Genomic DNA, 17380 nt, shown 5'->3' on the forward strand with positions numbered 1-17380 from the left:
CCATGGAGACCTTAGCGCCTTTTTTAGAAGTAATCGACGAGATAAAGGAAGCCGGAGGGGACCCGTTCCAGCTGTGCTTCCAGTGCGGGCTGTGCGACACGGTGTGCCCGTGGAACCGGGTCCGGGATTTCAGCATGCGAAGGCTGGTGAGAGAAGCCGCTTTCGGATTGACGGAAATCGAAGGCGAGGATATCTGGCGGTGCACCACCTGCGGCCGGTGTCCGTCCCAGTGCCCGAGAGGCCTGGGTCAGATCGAGGTGAGCCAGGCCCTGCGCCGGGTGGCCACAGAATACGAGGTGTTTCCCGCGTCCGTCAAATCCGCCCGAAGTGCCCGGGCCAGTGTGATTTCCGAGGGCAATCCCCTCCAGGGAGAGCGGGCGTCCCGGGGAGACTGGGCCAAGGATCTGGATGTCAAGCCTTTTGAATCGGACATGGAGATCCTGTATTTTGTGGGCTGTTATTTTTCCTATGACCCGCGCATGAAAAAAGTGGCCCGGGCCACGGCCAATATTCTGAATAAGGCCGGCGTTGATTTCGGTATTCTGGCGGACAAGGAGAACTGCTGCGGAGAAAGTATCCGCAAGATCGGCAGTGAAAACGTGTTCATCGATCTGGCCAAAACCAACATCAAGACCTTTATCGATGCAGGCGTTAAAAAGATCCTGGTGTCTTCCCCGCACTGCTACCACACCTTTAAAAACGAATACCCGGAGTTCATGGTGAACTTTGAGGTGATTCACATGTCCGAGTATCTGCTGGATTTGATCAATGCCGGGCGCCTGACACTGACCAAGGAGATGGATGAGATCGTGACCTACCATGATCCCTGTTACCTGGGTCGGCACAACAATATTTACGATGCCCCCCGGCTGCTTTTGGAAAAGGTGAAGGGGCTGACCCTGCTGGAAATGGTGGATCACGGGAAAAACAGCCTGTGCTGCGGCGGCGGCGGGGGCCGGATCTGGATGGACACGCCCCAGTCCGAGCGGTTTTCCGACATCCGGCTGAAACAGGCCACGGATGTGGGGGCCAAAGTGCTGGTGACCTCATGCCCCTATTGTATCACCAATTTTGAAGAAAGCCGCCTGAATTTGGCATATGAAGATATCCTGGAGATCAGAGATATTACGGAAATCATCAATGACATGCTGTAAAAGGACCGGGTTGAAACCGGGTATTTTCACAAGCATGTGATAACGATATGATGAGGAGATAAAAAGTGGTAAATGACATACTCCCAATAGATAAAATGCAGCTGTTTTCCGACAGCGTTGCCGGCAGAGATTTCGGAGATGTGATGGTGGTGGGCGGCGGCGTCAGCGGCATTCAGGCCTCTTTAGACCTGGCCACTGCCGGATTCCGGGTTTATCTGGTGGAAAAAAATCCCAGTATCGGCGGACACATGTCCCAGCTGGACAAGACCTTTCCCACCAACGACTGCTCCATGTGAATACTTTCACCCAAACTGGTCGAGGTCGGCCGGCATCCCAACATCGAAGTACTCACATTTACGGAAGTAGAAACCATCGAGGGCGAGAAAGGGGACTTTCAGGTCACTTTAAAAACCCGCCCCAGATATATTATCGAAGAAAAATGCACCGGGTGCACCACCTGCATGGAATACTGCCCCGTGGAATATCCGGATGCGTTCAACCAGGGAATTTCCAACAACAAGGCCGTGCATGTCTATTTTTCACAAGCCATTCCTCTGGTGGCCTATATAGACGACTCCTGCCTGTACCTGTCAGAGAAAAAGTGCGACATCTGCCGGGGGGTGTGCCAGACCGGGGCCATTGATTTCCGCCAGAAACCCACCCGGACAAGGATCAATGTGGGGGCGGTGATTCTGTCGTCCGGAATTACCCCGTTTGATCCGTCCGCCCGGGAGGAATACGGGTATTCCCAGTATACCAATGTGGTCACCAGCATGGATTACGAACGGCTTTTATCCTCCACGGGTCCTTACGGCGGTGAGGTGCGGCGGGGCAGCGACAAGCAACACCCCAAAAATATCGCCTGGATTCAGTGTGTGGGATCGAGAAGGGTGACACCGGGAGACAACTCCTATTGTTCCGGGGTGTGCTGCACCTATACTCAGAAGCAGATGATTCTGACCAAGGACCATGACCCGGATGCCAAATGCACAGTGTTTCATAATGATATCCGGTCATTCGGCAAAGATTTTGAGCGGTATTTCCAGCGGGCCGATGACCTGCCCGATACCCGGTTCATCCGAAGCTATGCATCCGTGGCCGGAGAAAACCCGGAAACCAAAAATATCAAAATTCGATATGCCACGGCCGATCAAGGGGTCAAGGAAGAAGAATTTGACATGGTGGTGCTGTCCGTGGGATTGAACCCGCCCAAAGCCTACAAGGAAATTGCGGAAAAATTCAAGATCGATATCAATGCCCACGGGTTCTGTGACATTGATTCTTCCAACCCGGTCCAGACCAGCCGGCCCGGTATTTTTGTGTCCGGCGCGTTCCAGGGACCCACGGATATTCCGGAATCCGTGTTTACCGCCAGTGGGGCCGGATCCCGGGTGGGGGAGATGCTGAATTTCCGCCGGGGCAAACTGGCCAGGGAAAGGATTTATCCCGAAGAGCGGGATGTGTCCAATGAAGAACCCAGGATCGGTGTGTTTGTGTGCCATTGCGGGGCCAATATTTCCAGCGTGGTCAATGTCCCGTCCACCGTGGAATACGCCAAAACCCTGCCCCATGTGGTCTATGCCCAGGAACAGATCTTTTCGTGTGCCACCAACTCGGCCAGAGAGATCACGGATCTGGCCGTTGAAAAAGGACTGAACCGGGTGGTGATCGCGGCCTGCTCGCCTCGAACCCTGGAACCGCTGTTCAGAGATACGTTGCAAGAAGCCGGACTCAACCAGTATTACCTGGATATGGCCAATATCCGGGAGCACTGCTCCTGGGTCCATTCCAGACAAAAAGAGGAAGCCACCCAAAAAGCCAAAGACATCATGCGCATGTCCGTGGCCCGGGCCGCGCATCTGGAACCTTTGAAAGAATTTGATCTGCCCGTGAACAAAACAGCCCTGGTGGTAGGCGGCGGCATTGCCGGCATGACCTGTGCATTGTCCATTGCCGCCCAGGGACATACTGTGGAACTGGTGGAAAAAAGCAAGGATCTGGGCGGTATGGGACGGCGGATTCACGGCACCCTGGAAGGCCTGGAAGTGCAGGCCTATCTGGATGATCTGATTGCCAAAGTTTATAAAAATCCCCATATTCATGTGTCCCATGAGGCCGAGATCAAAGAGGTGGCCGGATACCTGGGCAATTTCACCACCACGGTACAAACCGAAGGCCGCACCAAAATCATCAAACACGGGGCGTCGGTGCTGGCCATCGGTGCGGATGTGTACAACCCCACGGAATATCTGTACGGGGAAAACGATGCCGTGTTCACTCATCTGGAGATCGGAGAAGAGATCGCCAAAGGCAATGACACGGTCACAGGAGCGGAAAGCCTGGTGATGATTCAGTGTGTGGGCTCCAGAAATGAGACCCACAACTATTGTTCCCGGGTATGCTGTGGCCATGCCGTGAAAAACGCCCTGAAACTCAAGGAAAAGAACCCGGACATGCGCATCTATATTCTGTTCCGGGATATGCGCACCTATGGATTCAAAGAAGATGCCTATCGCAAAGCATCGGAACTGGGGGTGCAGTTCATCCGGTATACCCCGGAAGACCCGCCGGAGGTGGAAGCCATCTCTGAGGGCGGCAAAGACATGATCCGGGTGACCGTGACGGATCCGATTTTAGGGAACCGCCTGGAACTGGATGCCGACATCCTGTCTTTGGCCGCCGCGGTCCGACCGCCGGCATCCATTCATGACATCGCGGCCAAGTTCAAGGTAACCCTGAGCCCGGACGAGTTTTTCAAGGAAGCCCATGTGAAACTCAAACCCGTGGAATTTGCCGCGGACGGGGTGTTTCTGTGTGGGACGGCCCATTATCCCAAGCATATCCCGGAAACCATCAACCAGGCCTATGGGGCCGCCGGAAGGGTGATCACGCTGTTGTCCAAAGACACGGTGGTGGCATCGGGTTCCGTGGCCAAGGTGAATGAAGACGAATGCGTATCCTGCGGGGCCTGTATCACGGCGTGCACCTACGGGGCCATTCAGTTTCACGATACGCCCAAAGGCAAGAAAGCCATTGTCAATCCGGTCCTGTGCAAGGGCGACGGGCTGTGCAATGCCAAATGTCCCACCAATGCCATCGTGCTCAAGCATTTTACCAATGAGGCGTTGTTCGGACAGATCGATGCGGCGGTCACAGCGGATCAGATTGCCGCACAGATGGATGCCGCACTGGAAGAGGCATGAATATGAAAAGCCTTTCAAAAAAAGGAGATCCTAACCCATGAGTGCAGGTCAAGAATTTAAGCCGAAACTGCTGGGATTTGTCTGCCACTGGTGAGCATACGGGGCAGCGGACCTGGCTGGAGTTTCCAGACTACAATATGCAAATGAGATGCGGCTGATCCGGGTGATGTGTTCGGGCCGGGTGGACCTGGAGTTTATCTTCCGGGCGTTTTCCAACGGTCACGACGGGGTGTTCATCGGCGGATGCAAACTCGATGAATGCAACTATGTCACCCACGGCAATTACGATGCCTATGCCAACACCTATATCGCCAAACGAATATTGACCCATATCGGTCTGAACCCGGACCGGCTGAGAACCGACTTCATGTCCGGGGCTGACGGCCATCTGCTGGCCCAGTATACGGATGACTTCAGCCGGCAGATCACGGAAATAGGCCCTTTGGGATCCAGCGAAGGCCTGGACCCGGACACGGTGAAGTTCAAGCTGGCGGCCGCCAGAAATCTGGTGCCGTTCATCCGCCTGGCGGAAAGAGAAAAACTGCGGGTGCCGCTGAAATCCAAAAAAGCCTATCAGGCATTTTTCAGCCGCCCGGACACGGATGACCTGTTTGACCGGATGCTCACGGACAAACTGGCCGTGAGCCAGATTCTGCTGCTGTTAAAGGAGAAACCGCTGTCCACCGGTGATATCTCCGGGCAGCTGGGGTTGAACCCGTCCGAGGTGTCCCGTCATATGATCACCTCTTCCCGTCACGGTATGGTCAAATATGATACGGCCAGTAATTGTTACGCACTGGCCAGGGCATAACCTAACTTAATTTTGTGGGAAGCATCCGATGGAAATTGAAAAAATAGATCAGATAATCGAGAAGCACCATGGCGAGGCCAGCAATCTGCTCCAGATCATGCTGGACATTCAAAGCGAGAACAACTGGCTTTCCAAACAGGCGCTGGCGCGGGTCAGTGAAAAACTGTCCGTTCCCATGACCCGGATTCAGCATATTGCCACGTTTTACAAGGCATTCAGTCTGGTGCCCAAAGGACGGCACAAAGTGCATATCTGTGTGGGCACGGCCTGTCATGTCAGAGGCGCCACCCGGATTCTGGATACAGTGGAGGAAGCCACGGGCATCAAGCCCGGAGAGACGGATCTGGATCTGAAATTCAGCCTGGAGACGGTCAACTGTCTGGGGTGCTGCGCCCTGGGGCCTGTGATGGAAGTGGACGGCAAGGTTCATGGAAAAATGTCACCGGTCAAGGCGTCCAAAGCCTTGAAAACATATGAATAGGGGAAAATTATGGCACGGTTAGAAACGCCGGAAGCGTTGGAAAGTTTTCGGCAGGAGATATTGTCCCGAAGAGATCCTGACAGCCCCTGTGTGTCCATTTGTGCGGGTGCCGGGTGTGTGGCATCGGGTGCGGATGAAGTCATTGCCGTATTTGAAAAGGAGATCGAGGCAAAAGGGTTGTCCGCCACAGTGTCCACCAAAGGAACGGGATGCCCGGGATTCTGTGAACAGGGCCCCGTGGTGGTGATCTATCCCGAAGAGATCTGTTATCTTCAGGTGCAGGCCAAAGATGTGCCCGAGATCGTGGCACAGACCATTGAAAACAAACAGGTGGTGGAACGGTTGTGCTACAAAGACCCGGCCACAGGGGAACGGGCCGTCAAGGAATCGGATATTCCGTTTTACCGGTCCCAGCAGCGCACGGTGTTATGCAACAACATCAAAATCGATTCCAAGCGCATTGAAGATTACCTGGCTTTGGGCGGATATGCGGCCCTGGCCAAGGCCCTGGGTCAGATGACCGATCTGGAAGTACTGGAAGAGGTGAAAAAATCCAATATCCGGGGCCGGGGCGGGGCCGGGTTTCCGGCCGGCCGAAAATGGGAAGGTTCCAGAAATGCAAAAGAGCCCATCAAATATGTGATCGTGAATGCGGATGAAGGTGATCCCGGCGCGTTCATGGACCGGGCCCTTCTGGAGGGCAATCCCCATTCCATCCTGGAAGGACTGATTTTAGGCGGATATGCCGTCGGCGCCCATGAAGGGTATTTTTATGTGCGACAGGAATATCCGCTGGCCGTGAAAAACATTCATCTGGCCATCCAGCAGGCGGAACATTACGGGCTTTTGGGAGAGAACATTCTGGGGTCCGGCTTTGACTTCAAGGTGATCGTGCACCAGGGGGCCGGGGCGTTTGTGTGCGGAGAATCCACGGCCCTGATGACGTCTCTGGAAGGCAAGGCCGGAGAACCCCGGCCCAAGTATGTCCGGTCCAATGTCAAAGGATTGTGGGAACGGCCGTCGGTTTTGAACAACGTGGAAACCTGGGCCAACATCCCCTTGATCATCGACAAAGGAGCGGACTGGTTCACCTCCGTGGGCACGGACAGCTCCAAAGGCACCAAGATCTTTTCCCTGGTGGGAAAAATCACCAACACCGGTCTGGTGGAAGTGCCCATGGGCATGACATTACGAGAAATCATCTATGATATCGGCGGCGGGATTCCCAACAACAAGAAATTCAAGGCCGTTCAGACGGGCGGACCCTCCGGGGGCTGTATCCCGGAACACCTGCTGGACCTGCAGGTGGGGTTTGACGAACTCACCAAGGCCGGGTCCATGATGGGATCCGGCGGCATGATCGTCATGGACGAGGACACCTGCATGGTGGACGTGGCCAGATATTTTATCGCGTTTCTCACGGATGAATCCTGCGGCAAGTGCGTGCCCTGCAGAGAAGGGCTGCGCCAGATGCACCGGATTTTGACCAATATCACCCAGGGCAAAGGCAAACAAGGCGATATCGAACTGCTGGAGGAACTGGCGGAAACCGCCGTGGAAGCGTCCTTGTGCGCCCTGGGAAAAAGTGCGCCCAATCCGTTTTTAAGTACGTTGAAATATTTCAGAGAAGAATATGAGGCACATATCAACGACAAACGGTGTCCGGCCCTGGCCTGCAAGGAATTGATCAATTTTTACATTGATCCGGACAGATGCACAGGCTGCGGCACCTGCCGCAAGCAGTGCCCGGCTGATGCCATAAACGGAGACAAGAACCTGATCCACATCATTGATCAGGATAAATGCACCCGGTGCGGCACCTGTTTTGAGGTGTGTCCGCCGAAATTTTCTTCCGTGGTCAAACTCTCAGGTGAACCCGTGCCGGACCCCGTGCCCGAAGAAGAGCGCACCATCCGGAAAAAAACGAAAGAGAAAGGATAGGCCATCATGGGTGATATACAATTTGAAATCGATGGACAGACCGTGACAGCGGTTCCGGGCATGACTGTTCTGGAAGTGGCCCGGAAACACGGGATATATATCCCCACTTTGTGCCATCATGAAAAACTGGAGCCGTTCGGCGGTTGCCGGCTGTGTATCGTGGAAGTGGAGGACCGGGGCTGGACCAAGTATGTGGTGTCCTGCGTATTCCCGGCAGCCGGCGGCATCATTGTCAGAACCCGGTCTGAAAAAGTGGACCGGCTGCGTAAAACGATCCTTGAGCTGCTCATGGCCCATGCACCGGATGCGCCTCAGTTGGTAGAACTGGCAAAAGTTTACGGGGCAGACCCCAACCGGTATGAAAGCGATCCTTCTTTTTGCATCCATTGCGGCCTGTGCGTGCGGTATTGTGCGGAAGTGGCCGGCAAAAATGCCATCGGATTCGTGGACCGGGGCATCAACAAAGAGATCAGTTTTGTACCGGAAATTGCGGCCCAATACTGCAATGACTGCAAGGCGTGCTTTCCTTTGTGCCCCACCTCCTATCTCCAGGCCGCATTTGTCTATGCCCAGGCCATGACGTGTTCAACATCCTGACCGAAGGGGGGTTCCATGACCGACCTGAAAAAGGCACAACACCTGATATTGAAATCCACCCCGGTTCTGGGCAAAGAAAGCGTCCCGGTTCTGGACGCCTTGAAACGGGTGCTGGTGCAGGATATCACTGCCATGGAAGCATTACCGGCAGCCGACATATCCGCCCTGGACGGATATGCCGTCCGGTACGCGGACCTCTTCCCAGGTGCTTCACCCAACACTCACCCCATTTGGATCGCCGGAGAATCCCGGGCCGGCAGCCCCTATGACAGAACGGTCAATGAAAACCAGGCCATCCGCATCACGACCGGGGCCCTGATTCCGGACGGAGCGGATACAATCATCAAACAGGAAGATGCCATTGAAGAAGCGGGTGCCCTCATCTGTATCCGCCGGCCCGGTTATGGGGAAGGCATCCGGTTCCGGGGGGAATCGATGCAGAAAGGGGATGTAATCCTTCATGCGGGCACTGTGCTCAATCCCCTTGAAATCGGTGTCCTGGCAAGCCTGAGACGGGCCTATGTGTCGGTTCACCGAAAGCCGTTGGTGGCGATTGTCTCCACAGGCGATGAACTGTCGGATTTCCATGAACCCTATACCTCGTTCAAGGCCATGAGTTCCAATCTCTACGCTCTGGCCGCACAGGTGAAGGAAACAGGGGGAACGCCCCTGTGCATGGGGATTGTCAAAGACGACATCGAGGCATTGCAGGCCATACTGGATGATGCCTGTCACGCCGATGCCATCATTACGTCCGGGGGGTCGTCCAAAGGAAAATATGACTTAATCCATCAAACCTTTCAAGACATGGACGTCAATATTCGGTTTTCCAACCGTTCCGAAAAACCCGGCAAACCCACACTGTTCGGAACCCGGGGCCATACCCTGTTTTTCAGCCTGCCGGGAAATCCCTATGCATCCATGCTTTCCTTTGATCAGCTGGTCAAGCCGGCATTGTACAAAATGATGGGACACCCGGATGTGTTCAAGGTGTATTGCCGGTTGAACGGCCATTTCTCAGGCATTGACACATTTTCCGAGCGAAACGCCAAATCTGCTGAAAGAAAAGGCCGCGCCCCTCATGTGCTTCTGGGGAAGACATCCTGACAATCCGTTTCAGAATCATTTTCCCGGTGAAATCGCACCATGCCATCAGGATCACGTCAATTCAACTCCGGTGGGGGAAAATAGAGCTTGCTGGTACATATGAGGTCATTTAAGCAATCAAACAGTTTAAAACGCTTAAACATTGACAATAAACAACCAAATTATTACAAGAAACTCTTGGAATTAAAGCGTTTCATCCATAAACTCAAACTAAAGAGGAAAACAGTATGGATAGGTTCAAAAATAAAGCGATAGGAATTTTTATCAGCTGTGTGCTGGTATTGGCGGCAATGAATGGTTCCGGCTGGGCCGCGGACTGCAAAGCGACTTTTGGAGACAGTGAGACCATCTTCAAACTGGCCACCGGCAGTCCGGGTGAGCTGGGCATGCTGGAAGAACTGGCCGATGCCTTCAATGCCCGGAATGACACGGCCATGTGCTGGGTCAAGGCCGGATCGGGCAAATCTTTGAGCCTTCTCAAGGATCAGCAGGTAGATGTGGTCATGGTCCATGCCCCGGCCGCGGAAAAGCAGGCTGTGGCTGATGGATGGGCCATCAAGCGCACATTGATCGGATCCAATGAATTCTATATCGTGGGTCCCGAAAATGATCCGGCCGGCATTGCCGAAGCTGCCAGTGCGGCAGATGCGTATGCCAGAATCGCAAAGGCAAATGCACCGTTTTTGTCCCGGGGGGATAATTCCGGGACCCATAAAAAAGAGATGGCCATCTGGGAGCAGGCCGGCATCGAGCCCGGATCGGACGGGTATATGATCACCAAGGATTTCATGATGGCCACGTTAAAAAAAGCCGATGCGGTCAAGGGGTATTTCATGACCGATTCCTCCACCTGGGTGGCCGGCAAAAAAGACCTTTCCAATCTCGCAGTACTGTTTAAAGGCGACCCGTTCCTGATCAACACCTACCATGCCCTGTGCCAGCCCGAAGGCCGGGGAAAATATCCGGGAATTGCCTCCAAGTTCATTGATTTTGTAGGATCAGAGCAAGGGCAGCACATTATCCGGGATTACGGTAAGGATCTTTATGGTGAAGCCATGTATAACGATGCAAAATACGCCCGGCAATTTGTTCATTGAAACCCGGCAAGGCTGGATCAGAAGGCCAAATGGGCATCTTTTATGAATCACCCGGAACAATTAACAAACTGATATCGACCGTCATAAGGAGTGATTATGAAACAATTTTTGATTTTGATTTTATTTCTTATTATTACTGCAGGACAGGGATTGGCCGCTGAACTGACGATTCTAAGCGGGGCCGGACTGATCAAACCCATGGAAGAGCTGGTGCAGTCGTTTGAAAAAAAAGAAGGGGTGAAAACCCGGGTTCACTATGGGAGTTCCGGAGAAATTTTTGCCATGGTGGCAAGCAAAAGGCCCTGCGACGTTCTTATTCCGGGGGCGGAAAAATATACTCAGGACGCCCTTAAGAACGGCTGGGTGATCAAGGACACCATTCGCAAACTGGTCCTTCATATACCGGTGATTGCGGTGCCGGCGGGAAATCCTGCCGGGATACAAGGACTTTCCGATCTGGCGAATCCCGGTGTAAAGGTGGCCATCGGTGATCCCAAAGCCCCTGCCATCGGCCGGGTGGCCAAAAAAATGCTGATAAAAGCCAGTTTATGGGACCCGGTTCAGCCGAATATCAAAACCTTTGCTCCCACTGTTAACCAGTTGTTGATCTACGTGGCTCTGAAACAGGTGGATGCCGCCATTATATGGGAAGATCTGACCTCCTGGGCCGAGGGCAGGGACAAAATAGAGGTGGTGCAGATTCCGAAAAAAGAAAATCTGATCAAGACCATTCCGACGGCAGTGTGTACCAATGCCCCCAACAAAGAAATGGCATTGAAGTTCAACACATATATTGCATCCAGGGAAGGCCTTGAGATCTGGGAAAAATGGGGATTTTCTTCATGTGCAGAAAAGTAGAGCCTTTTAAGTTTATCTTTATTGGTATGACAATTTTTATCACCGCCGTGCTTTTACTGGCCATTGGGTCGCTTATTGCTGTTCCCACCTGGGAGGATATCCGGCAGAACATCTGGAGCCCTGAGATGCGGTTTTCCCTGAAACTCTCCATGATTACCGGGCTTGTTTCTACATTTATGGTCATGTTTTTTGCAATCCCCATCGGGTACACCTTATCCAGATTCAATTTCTGGGGAAAGGGGTTTGTCAAGACCATTATTGATCTGCCGGTTGCTTTTCCTGAACTGGTTCTGGGGCTCTGTCTGCTTCTGGTCTTCGGTAGTGAATTTTTCGGCAATATTCTGAATTCCATGGGACTGAACTTTGTCTTTACCAAACAGGGGATTGTCGTTGCCCAGTTTTTTACAGCCCTGCCCTATGCCGGAAGGATAATGAAATCAACATTTGATTATATTAATCCAAGGATGGAGTTTGTTTCAAGATCCCTGGGGTATTCGATGTTTGAGACCTTTTTCAATGTCAGTCTTCCCCTTGCCAGAAACGGAATTCTTGCCTCCACGGTCATTGCTTTTGCCCGGTGTATCGGCACTTTCGGCACGGTTTTAATTCTGGCCGGTGGCTCTTATATGCAGACTGAAGTGCTTCCCATCACCCTTTATCTTAATATTTCATACGGCAATATGGGAATGGCACTGACCAGCGGCATTGTATTGATGATTGTGTCTTTTGCTGCCATTTTTGTATTTGAGCAGACAGAGGCAAGCTTATGAGTTTTCTCAGAATTGAAGATCTTCACATCAACCTTGGAGAATTTTATCTAAAAAATATTTTTTTAACCATGGAGAAAGGGGATTACCTGATGATCATAGGGCCCACCGGGGCGGGCAAGACCATTCTCTTGGAGAGTATTATCGGATTCTGGTCCCCGGACAGCGGCAAAATTTACCTGGAGAATCGAGATATCACCAAAGAGCTGCCTGAAAAACGCCACATCGGTATTGTATACCAGGATTACGCGCTTCTTCCCCATTTTACCGTTTACAAAAATATTGCCTATGGTCTGAAAAAAATTGAAAAGCCCGGCCGTATCAGGGAAAAGGTCAATGAGATGGCGAAGTCCCTTCACATCGATCACCTCCTCCACCGCAAACCAGATACCCTTTCCGGGGGGGAACAGCAACGGGTGGCCCTGGCCCGGTCCCTTGTTGTTGAGCCCAAACTCCTTCTTATGGACGAGCCTTTTTCCGCCCTGGACCCCCAGACCCGCAGGCAGACAAGAAAACTGCTCAAGCAGGCAGTGGAGAAAAAAAATACCACGGTGGTCCATATCTCCCATGACCTTGATGATGCCTGGTCCCTGGCCAGCAAAGTGGCAGTTTTCAGGGATGGCAGGATGCTTCAGTTCGGAGATCTGGATGAGGTTTTCAACCGCCCGGGCTCCAGATTTATTGCCAATTTTGTGGGTGCTGCTGTTATAACAGGTATTGTGGCAAAGAACGGAAAGGATGTGAGCACGATTTCCTTTGACGACTTTAACCTGCAGAGTATTGACGAGGCAACGCCGGGAACGGAAGTTAAAGTGGCCCTGCGCCCTGAAAATATTATTTTGAGCAAAAATCACCCCGAGCAGATTTCTGTACAGAATGTGCTGAAAAGTGAACTGGAAGAAATTGTCAACGAAGGCAAGACATCCATGATATTTTTAAGGTACAAAAATACAAAATTCAGGGTACTGGTTACCAATAATGCGGTGGCGCAATTGAGCTTAAAACCAGGGGATACCGTCTATGCTTTGATCAAGAGCGCCAGTGTAAGGATTATATAACAAAATAACATATGAAACAGGCGCGCTGCACAGATTCATGATGATCCTGCGTGTTCCAGATCAGCCCGGAACACGCAATCTTTATACTGCTGAATGATTCAGTGTCACAATCCGGTCGGCATACCGGTCCAGAAAATGATATCCGGAACCGCCCAGAGAGACTATTTCCAGCAATTTGTCCGGGTGGGTCACTTCCACACCGCCCACCACCCGGACACCTCGATCAAACAGCGGGTCCGGAAGCCCGCCTGCGGTGGGTCCCATCACCGCGATATCCGCATCCGGCCGGGCCGCCGAAAGGATCCCCTCCAGGGTGTGGTTGATCAATGTCACACCGGTGATGACCAGGATATCGGCCTGTCCGATCACCTCGGGCGACTGATCCGCCGGAACATAATGGGGCATCTCCTCGGGCAGCAGGGTTTCCGGATTCTTTTCGATCACCCACCAGGTGCCGCCCCGGGCTTTCAGGGCCTGGAGGGTGGGGACAAACGCCCCCACCACGGCCACGGACTTTTCCTTTGGCATGGGCACTGCATCCTGGGCATCGGTCTTTGTCAGAATCTTGTAATCCCCTGCCATGCCTTTCTGCCGGCACAGGGTGCTCAAGGCGTTCAAAACAGCGATGGACAGGGCGGTTTTGATGGGTTCATCAGAAGACAGCCCGGACAATGCCTCAGACACGGGCATGCCGTTCAAGTGCTCGGGATTGAAAATCCGGCCGGCGGAGCTGGGGCAGCAGACCGCGGCCGGAATCTCTTTGGCAGGTGTATAGCAGATCCCGCCCACCCCATTGGACAGCTTGACCGTCGTGAAAAACAGTCCGATCACCGCTTTTTCAACCACCAGTGCCTCATAGTCCCTGCCGATTTTCTCCTGGACCAGTTCTCTGGTTTCTTCGAGAATTGTCATATTCACTCCGTTAAATACCATTTTTATATTATCACAACGACAAATGACATCTTTTAACAGAATCGGCAAACGAAGAACAGTCGTTTTTGTCTTCAAAAAATCTTTGAACACCCCGTCTTAATTGGTATCGTCCATGGGATCTTCTTCCATGAACGGATAGGCAATCTCCTCGGGCGGGACAAAATTCTCCTTGATGGTGCGCACCGATGTCCAGCGCAGCAGGTTGAGCATGCTGCCGGCCTTGTCATTGGTGCCGCTGGCCCGGGCCCCGCCAAATGGCTGCTGCCCCACCACCGCACCCGTGGGCTTGTCATTGATGTAAAAATTGCCGGCACTGTGGGCCAAGGCTTTTGTCAGCTCATGAATGGCCTTTCGGTCGGTGGCGAACACGGCACCGGTCAGGGCATAGGGGGAGGTGCTGTCCACCAGGGCCACGGCGTCGTCAACGGCGGCATCTTCATACTTGTACAGGGTCAGGACCGGACCGAAAATCTCTTCGGTCATGGATTCATAATGCGGGTCCGTGGTCACGATCACGGTGGGATCGATGAAATAGCCTTTGGATTTGTCCGCGCGGCCGCCCACCAGGATATCGGCTTTATCCGATTTTTTTGCCCGGTCGGTATATCCGGCGGCATTGTCGAACGCGGCCTCGTCAATCAGGGCGTTCATGAAATGCCGGAACTCCGTCACATCGCCCACCGTGATCTGCTCCACGGCAATCTTGATGCCGGTAGTGACTTCATCCCACAAAGATGCCGGAACGTACATCCGGGAGGCGGCACTGCATTTCTGGCCCTGGTATTCAAACGCCCCCCGGACCGCCGCAGCCACGACCGGTGCCACCCGGGCCGACGGGTGCACGAAAATATAGTCTTTGCCCCCGGTTTCCCCGACCATCCGGGGATAGGATTTATACATGTCGATGTTGTTTCCCATGGTTTTCCACAGGGTTTTGAACACCTTTGTGGACCCGGTGAAATGGATCCCGGCCAGATCCGGGTGATTCAGCACGGATGCCCCCATCACCGATCCTCTGCCCGGCACAAAATTGATCACCCCGTCGGGGAGACCTGCTTCCTTAAGGATCTGCATGATGTAATACCCGGACAGCACGGCCGTGGATGCTGGCTTCCACACCACGGTGTTGCCCATGACTGCCGGAGCCCCGCACAGGTTGCCCGCAATGGCCGTGAAATTGAACGGACTGAGGGCAAATACGAACCCTTCCAGGGCCCGGTATTCCAGCCGGTTCCAGACCCCTTTTTCAGAAGCCGGCTGGCCCGCGTAAATCTCGGCCATGTATTTGGCATTGAACCGGAAAAAATCCGCCAGCTCGCAGGTGGCATCGATTTCCGCCTGAAACGGAGTTTTGGACTGGCCCAGCATGGTGGCGGCATTGAGCAGGTACGAATATTTTTGCGAGATCAGGTCCGCTGCCTTGAGAAAAATGGCGGCCCGCTCCTGCCAGGGGGTGTTTTCCCACTGTTTTTTGGCATCCAACGCCGCTTTGATGGCCATGTCCACTTCCGGTTTCCCGGCATTGGAAAACACGGCCAGTGTTTTTGCATGGTCATGGGGGCAGACCCCCTTTTTCTGATCATCTGTCCGGATTTCTTTGCCTCCAATGATCAAAGGAATATCCTGAACGGTTTCCAGCTGGCGGGCCAGTTCCGCTTTGAGCAGTTTACGTTCAGGGCTGCCCGGGGCATATTGTTTGACCGGTTCGTTCTTGATTTCCGGCAATTGCAGGATACTTTTGCTCATGATGATTCTCCTTTGATGTCAAAGACGATGCCCTGGGCCAGGGGCAGATCGTTTCCCCAGTTGATGGTATTGGTCTGGCGGCGCATGTAGATTCTCCAGGCATCACTGCCGGATTCCCGGCCTCCGCCGGTCTCTTTTTCACCGCCGAACGCGCCGCCGATCTCGGCCCCGCTCGTACCGATATTGACATTGGCGATGCCGCAGTCCGACCCCCTGTGGGACAGAAACTGCTCCTGGTACTGGATGGACCGGGTGAACACGGCGCTGGACAGTCCCTGGGGCACGTCATTGTGCAATGCCAACGCCTGGTCAAAGGTATCATACCCGATGATATACAGAATCGGGGCAAAGGTCTCTTCCTGCACGATGGGATAGTGATTTTCCGCTTCCACAATGGCCGGGGTGACAAAACTGCCATTTTCAAAACCTTCCACCGTCAGGGGGGTGCCGCCGTACACCACGGTGCCGCCCTGGTTTTTGACCGCTTCAATGGCCTGCATCATGGCCTGTCTGGCCGTATCGTCGATCAACGGTCCCATCAGCGTTTCCGGGTCCATGGGATCGCCGATCCGGATCTGCTCGTAGGCATAAACCAGTTTTTTGACGAATGTCTCTTTGATACTGTTGTGAATGATGATGCGCCGGGTGGAGGTGCACCGCTGTCCGGCCGTGCCCACGGCCCCAAAAAGAGTGGCCCGCAGCGCCATATCCAGATCACCGTCTTCGGTAACGATGATGGCGTTGTTGCCCCCCAGTTCCAGCAGGGACCGGCCCAGGCGGGCTGCCACGGCAGTGGCTACTTTTTTGCCCATGGCTGTGCTGCCCGTGGCGCTGATCAAAGGAACCCGCGTGTCCCGGAGCATAACATCCCCCACATCGGTCCGGTTTCCGATCACCAGGTTGAACACCCCGTCTATGTCATACTTGTCCACCACCGGGGCGATGATGTTCTGGATGGCAATGGCCGTGAGCGGGGCTTTGGAGCTGGGCTTGAACAGAACGGCATCTCCGCACACAACGGCCAGCAGGGCATTCCAGGACCAGACCGCGGCCGGGAAATTGAATGCCGTGATAATGCCCACGATCCCCAGGGGATGCCACTGCTCATACATGCGGTGGGACGGTCTTTCACTGTGCATGGTCAACCCATACAGCTGGCGGCTCAGTCCCACGGCAAAATCCGCGATATCGATCATCTCCTGAACTTCACCTTCGCCTTCGGCCCGGATCTTTCCGGTCTCCAGGCTGATCAGGGCGCCTAAGCTCTGCTTTTTCTCCCGCAGGGCATTTCCGATCTCCCGGACGATCTCCCCCCGGCGGGGTGCCGGCATCAGCCGGAACTTTTCAAACGCGGCATGGGCCCGGCTGACCACGGCTTCATAATCGTGGGCCTGGGCCTGTATCACACTGGCGATGGGTCGGCCCGTGGCCGGCGAAACCGATACCAGTTCCTTGCCAAGGGTATGGATCCGGCCTTGGGTCGATCCGGTGGTGGCGCCGTAATTGACCGGCTCAATGGCCAGATCCTGTAAAATGCTGTCAATGGTGTGTGTGTCCATGGATCATCCTCTTCATCAAAAGTTGCGGTTACATTTTTTCGATCATTGATTGTAATATAATAACGATC

Annotated in this window: 15 protein-coding genes and 1 pseudogene; 13 read left to right on the forward strand and 3 right to left on the reverse strand. The window is 53.6% G+C overall.

Annotation, left to right across the window (positions count from 1 at the left end):
* Positions 1-2 precede the first annotated feature (2 nt).
* From K365_RS0121555 to K365_RS0121610, 13 genes and pseudogenes are all read left to right on the forward strand, one after another.
* Positions 3-1154 (forward strand): (Fe-S)-binding protein, encoded by a 1152-nt coding sequence (locus tag K365_RS0121555; RefSeq protein WP_024335813.1) that lies wholly within the window; start codon positions 3-5, stop codon positions 1152-1154.
* 65 nt (positions 1155-1219) lie between these two features.
* Complete coding sequence (locus K365_RS29640; protein WP_006965652.1) at positions 1220-1450, forward strand: FAD-dependent oxidoreductase; 231 nt, start codon at positions 1220-1222, stop codon at positions 1448-1450.
* A 129-nt stretch (positions 1451-1579) separates the two neighbouring features.
* The gene (locus K365_RS29180; RefSeq protein ID WP_492207311.1) at positions 1580-4357 is read left to right on the forward strand and encodes a 4Fe-4S binding protein; all 2778 of its coding nucleotides are present in this window, start codon (positions 1580-1582) and stop codon (positions 4355-4357) included.
* Between the two features lie 106 nt (positions 4358-4463).
* Positions 4464-4784: pseudogene (locus tag K365_RS29645) on the forward strand (hydrogenase iron-sulfur subunit); the annotation flags it as partial.
* 192 nt (positions 4785-4976) lie between these two features.
* Positions 4977-5168 carry a helix-turn-helix domain-containing protein gene (locus tag K365_RS29650; protein WP_492207309.1) on the forward strand — a complete coding sequence of 64 codons (192 nt, stop codon included), beginning with the start codon at positions 4977-4979 and terminating at the stop codon, positions 5166-5168.
* Positions 5169-5196: 28 nt separating this feature from the next.
* Positions 5197-5649, forward strand: a complete 453-nt coding sequence (locus K365_RS0121575) for a complex I 24 kDa subunit family protein (RefSeq protein WP_006965655.1) — start codon at positions 5197-5199, stop codon at positions 5647-5649.
* Between the two features lie 9 nt (positions 5650-5658).
* Positions 5659-7590, forward strand: coding sequence for an NADH-quinone oxidoreductase subunit NuoF (locus tag K365_RS0121580; RefSeq protein ID WP_024335810.1), 1932 nt, complete (start codon positions 5659-5661; stop codon positions 7588-7590).
* A 6-nt stretch (positions 7591-7596) separates the two neighbouring features.
* Positions 7597-8187, forward strand: a complete 591-nt coding sequence (locus tag K365_RS0121585) for a 2Fe-2S iron-sulfur cluster-binding protein (protein ID WP_024336264.1) — start codon at positions 7597-7599, stop codon at positions 8185-8187.
* A 15-nt stretch (positions 8188-8202) separates the two neighbouring features.
* Positions 8203-9294, forward strand: coding sequence for a molybdopterin molybdotransferase MoeA (locus K365_RS0121590; protein ID WP_024336265.1), 1092 nt, complete (start codon positions 8203-8205; stop codon positions 9292-9294).
* Between the two features lie 227 nt (positions 9295-9521).
* A complete protein-coding gene (locus K365_RS28920; RefSeq protein WP_024336266.1) occupies positions 9522-10391 on the forward strand; it encodes an ABC transporter substrate-binding protein in 870 nt (289 codons plus the stop codon).
* Positions 10392-10487: 96 nt separating this feature from the next.
* Positions 10488-11249 carry a molybdate ABC transporter substrate-binding protein gene (gene modA / locus K365_RS0121600; RefSeq protein WP_024336267.1) on the forward strand — a complete coding sequence of 254 codons (762 nt, stop codon included), beginning with the start codon at positions 10488-10490 and terminating at the stop codon, positions 11247-11249.
* Positions 11250-11275: 26 nt separating this feature from the next.
* Positions 11276-12019: an ABC transporter permease gene (locus K365_RS0121605; protein ID WP_245569237.1), complete on the forward strand. Its 744-nt coding sequence runs from the start codon at positions 11276-11278 to the stop codon at positions 12017-12019.
* The gene (locus K365_RS0121610; protein WP_024336269.1) at positions 12016-13074 is read left to right on the forward strand and encodes an ABC transporter ATP-binding protein; all 1059 of its coding nucleotides are present in this window, start codon (positions 12016-12018) and stop codon (positions 13072-13074) included. Before K365_RS0121605 ends, K365_RS0121610 begins: the two co-directional genes overlap by 4 nt.
* An 81-nt stretch (positions 13075-13155) precedes the next feature.
* Here K365_RS0121610 and K365_RS0121615 read toward each other — a convergent pair whose 3' ends face one another.
* From K365_RS0121615 to amaB, 3 genes are all read right to left on the reverse strand, one after another.
* Entirely contained in the window at positions 13156-13986 is an 831-nt protein-coding gene (locus K365_RS0121615; protein ID WP_051147890.1) for a DUF364 domain-containing protein, read from the reverse strand.
* A 117-nt stretch (positions 13987-14103) separates the two neighbouring features.
* On the reverse strand, positions 14104-15753 hold the full coding sequence (gene pruA / locus K365_RS0121620) for an L-glutamate gamma-semialdehyde dehydrogenase (RefSeq protein WP_024336271.1): 1650 nt from the start codon (positions 15751-15753) through the stop codon (positions 14104-14106).
* On the reverse strand, positions 15750-17312 hold the full coding sequence (gene amaB, locus K365_RS0121625; protein WP_024336272.1) for an L-piperidine-6-carboxylate dehydrogenase: 1563 nt from the start codon (positions 17310-17312) through the stop codon (positions 15750-15752). The genes pruA and amaB overlap by 4 nt, the downstream gene beginning before the upstream one ends.
* Between the last annotated feature and the right edge of the window lie 68 nt (positions 17313-17380).

The organism is Desulfotignum balticum DSM 7044, from assembly GCF_000421285.1.
Classification (GTDB): Bacteria; Desulfobacterota; Desulfobacteria; order Desulfobacterales; family Desulfobacteraceae; genus Desulfotignum; species Desulfotignum balticum.

What these genes read in the sequence shown, in the direction of transcription:
- K365_RS0121555 (WP_024335813.1), top strand. Translation starts at nt 3, where the DNA reads ATGGAGACCTTAGCGCCTTTTTTAGAAGTAATCGACGAGATAAAGGAA.
- K365_RS29650 (WP_492207309.1), top strand. Translation starts at nt 4,977, where the DNA reads ATGCTCACGGACAAACTGGCCGTGAGCCAGATTCTGCTGCTGTTAAAG.
- K365_RS0121575 (WP_006965655.1), top strand. Translation starts at nt 5,197, where the DNA reads ATGGAAATTGAAAAAATAGATCAGATAATCGAGAAGCACCATGGCGAG.
- K365_RS0121580 (WP_024335810.1), top strand. Translation starts at nt 5,659, where the DNA reads ATGGCACGGTTAGAAACGCCGGAAGCGTTGGAAAGTTTTCGGCAGGAG.
- K365_RS0121585 (WP_024336264.1), top strand. Translation starts at nt 7,597, where the DNA reads ATGGGTGATATACAATTTGAAATCGATGGACAGACCGTGACAGCGGTT.
- K365_RS0121590 (WP_024336265.1), top strand. Translation starts at nt 8,203, where the DNA reads ATGACCGACCTGAAAAAGGCACAACACCTGATATTGAAATCCACCCCG.
- K365_RS28920 (WP_024336266.1), top strand. Translation starts at nt 9,522, where the DNA reads ATGGATAGGTTCAAAAATAAAGCGATAGGAATTTTTATCAGCTGTGTG.
- modA (WP_024336267.1), top strand. Translation starts at nt 10,488, where the DNA reads ATGAAACAATTTTTGATTTTGATTTTATTTCTTATTATTACTGCAGGA.
- K365_RS0121605 (WP_245569237.1), top strand. Translation starts at nt 11,276, where the DNA reads ATGACAATTTTTATCACCGCCGTGCTTTTACTGGCCATTGGGTCGCTT.
- K365_RS0121610 (WP_024336269.1), top strand. Translation starts at nt 12,016, where the DNA reads ATGAGTTTTCTCAGAATTGAAGATCTTCACATCAACCTTGGAGAATTT.
- K365_RS0121615 (WP_051147890.1), bottom strand. Translation starts at nt 13,986, where the DNA reads ATGACAATTCTCGAAGAAACCAGAGAACTGGTCCAGGAGAAAATCGGC.
- pruA (WP_024336271.1), bottom strand. Translation starts at nt 15,753, where the DNA reads ATGAGCAAAAGTATCCTGCAATTGCCGGAAATCAAGAACGAACCGGTC.
- amaB (WP_024336272.1), bottom strand. Translation starts at nt 17,312, where the DNA reads ATGGACACACACACCATTGACAGCATTTTACAGGATCTGGCCATTGAG.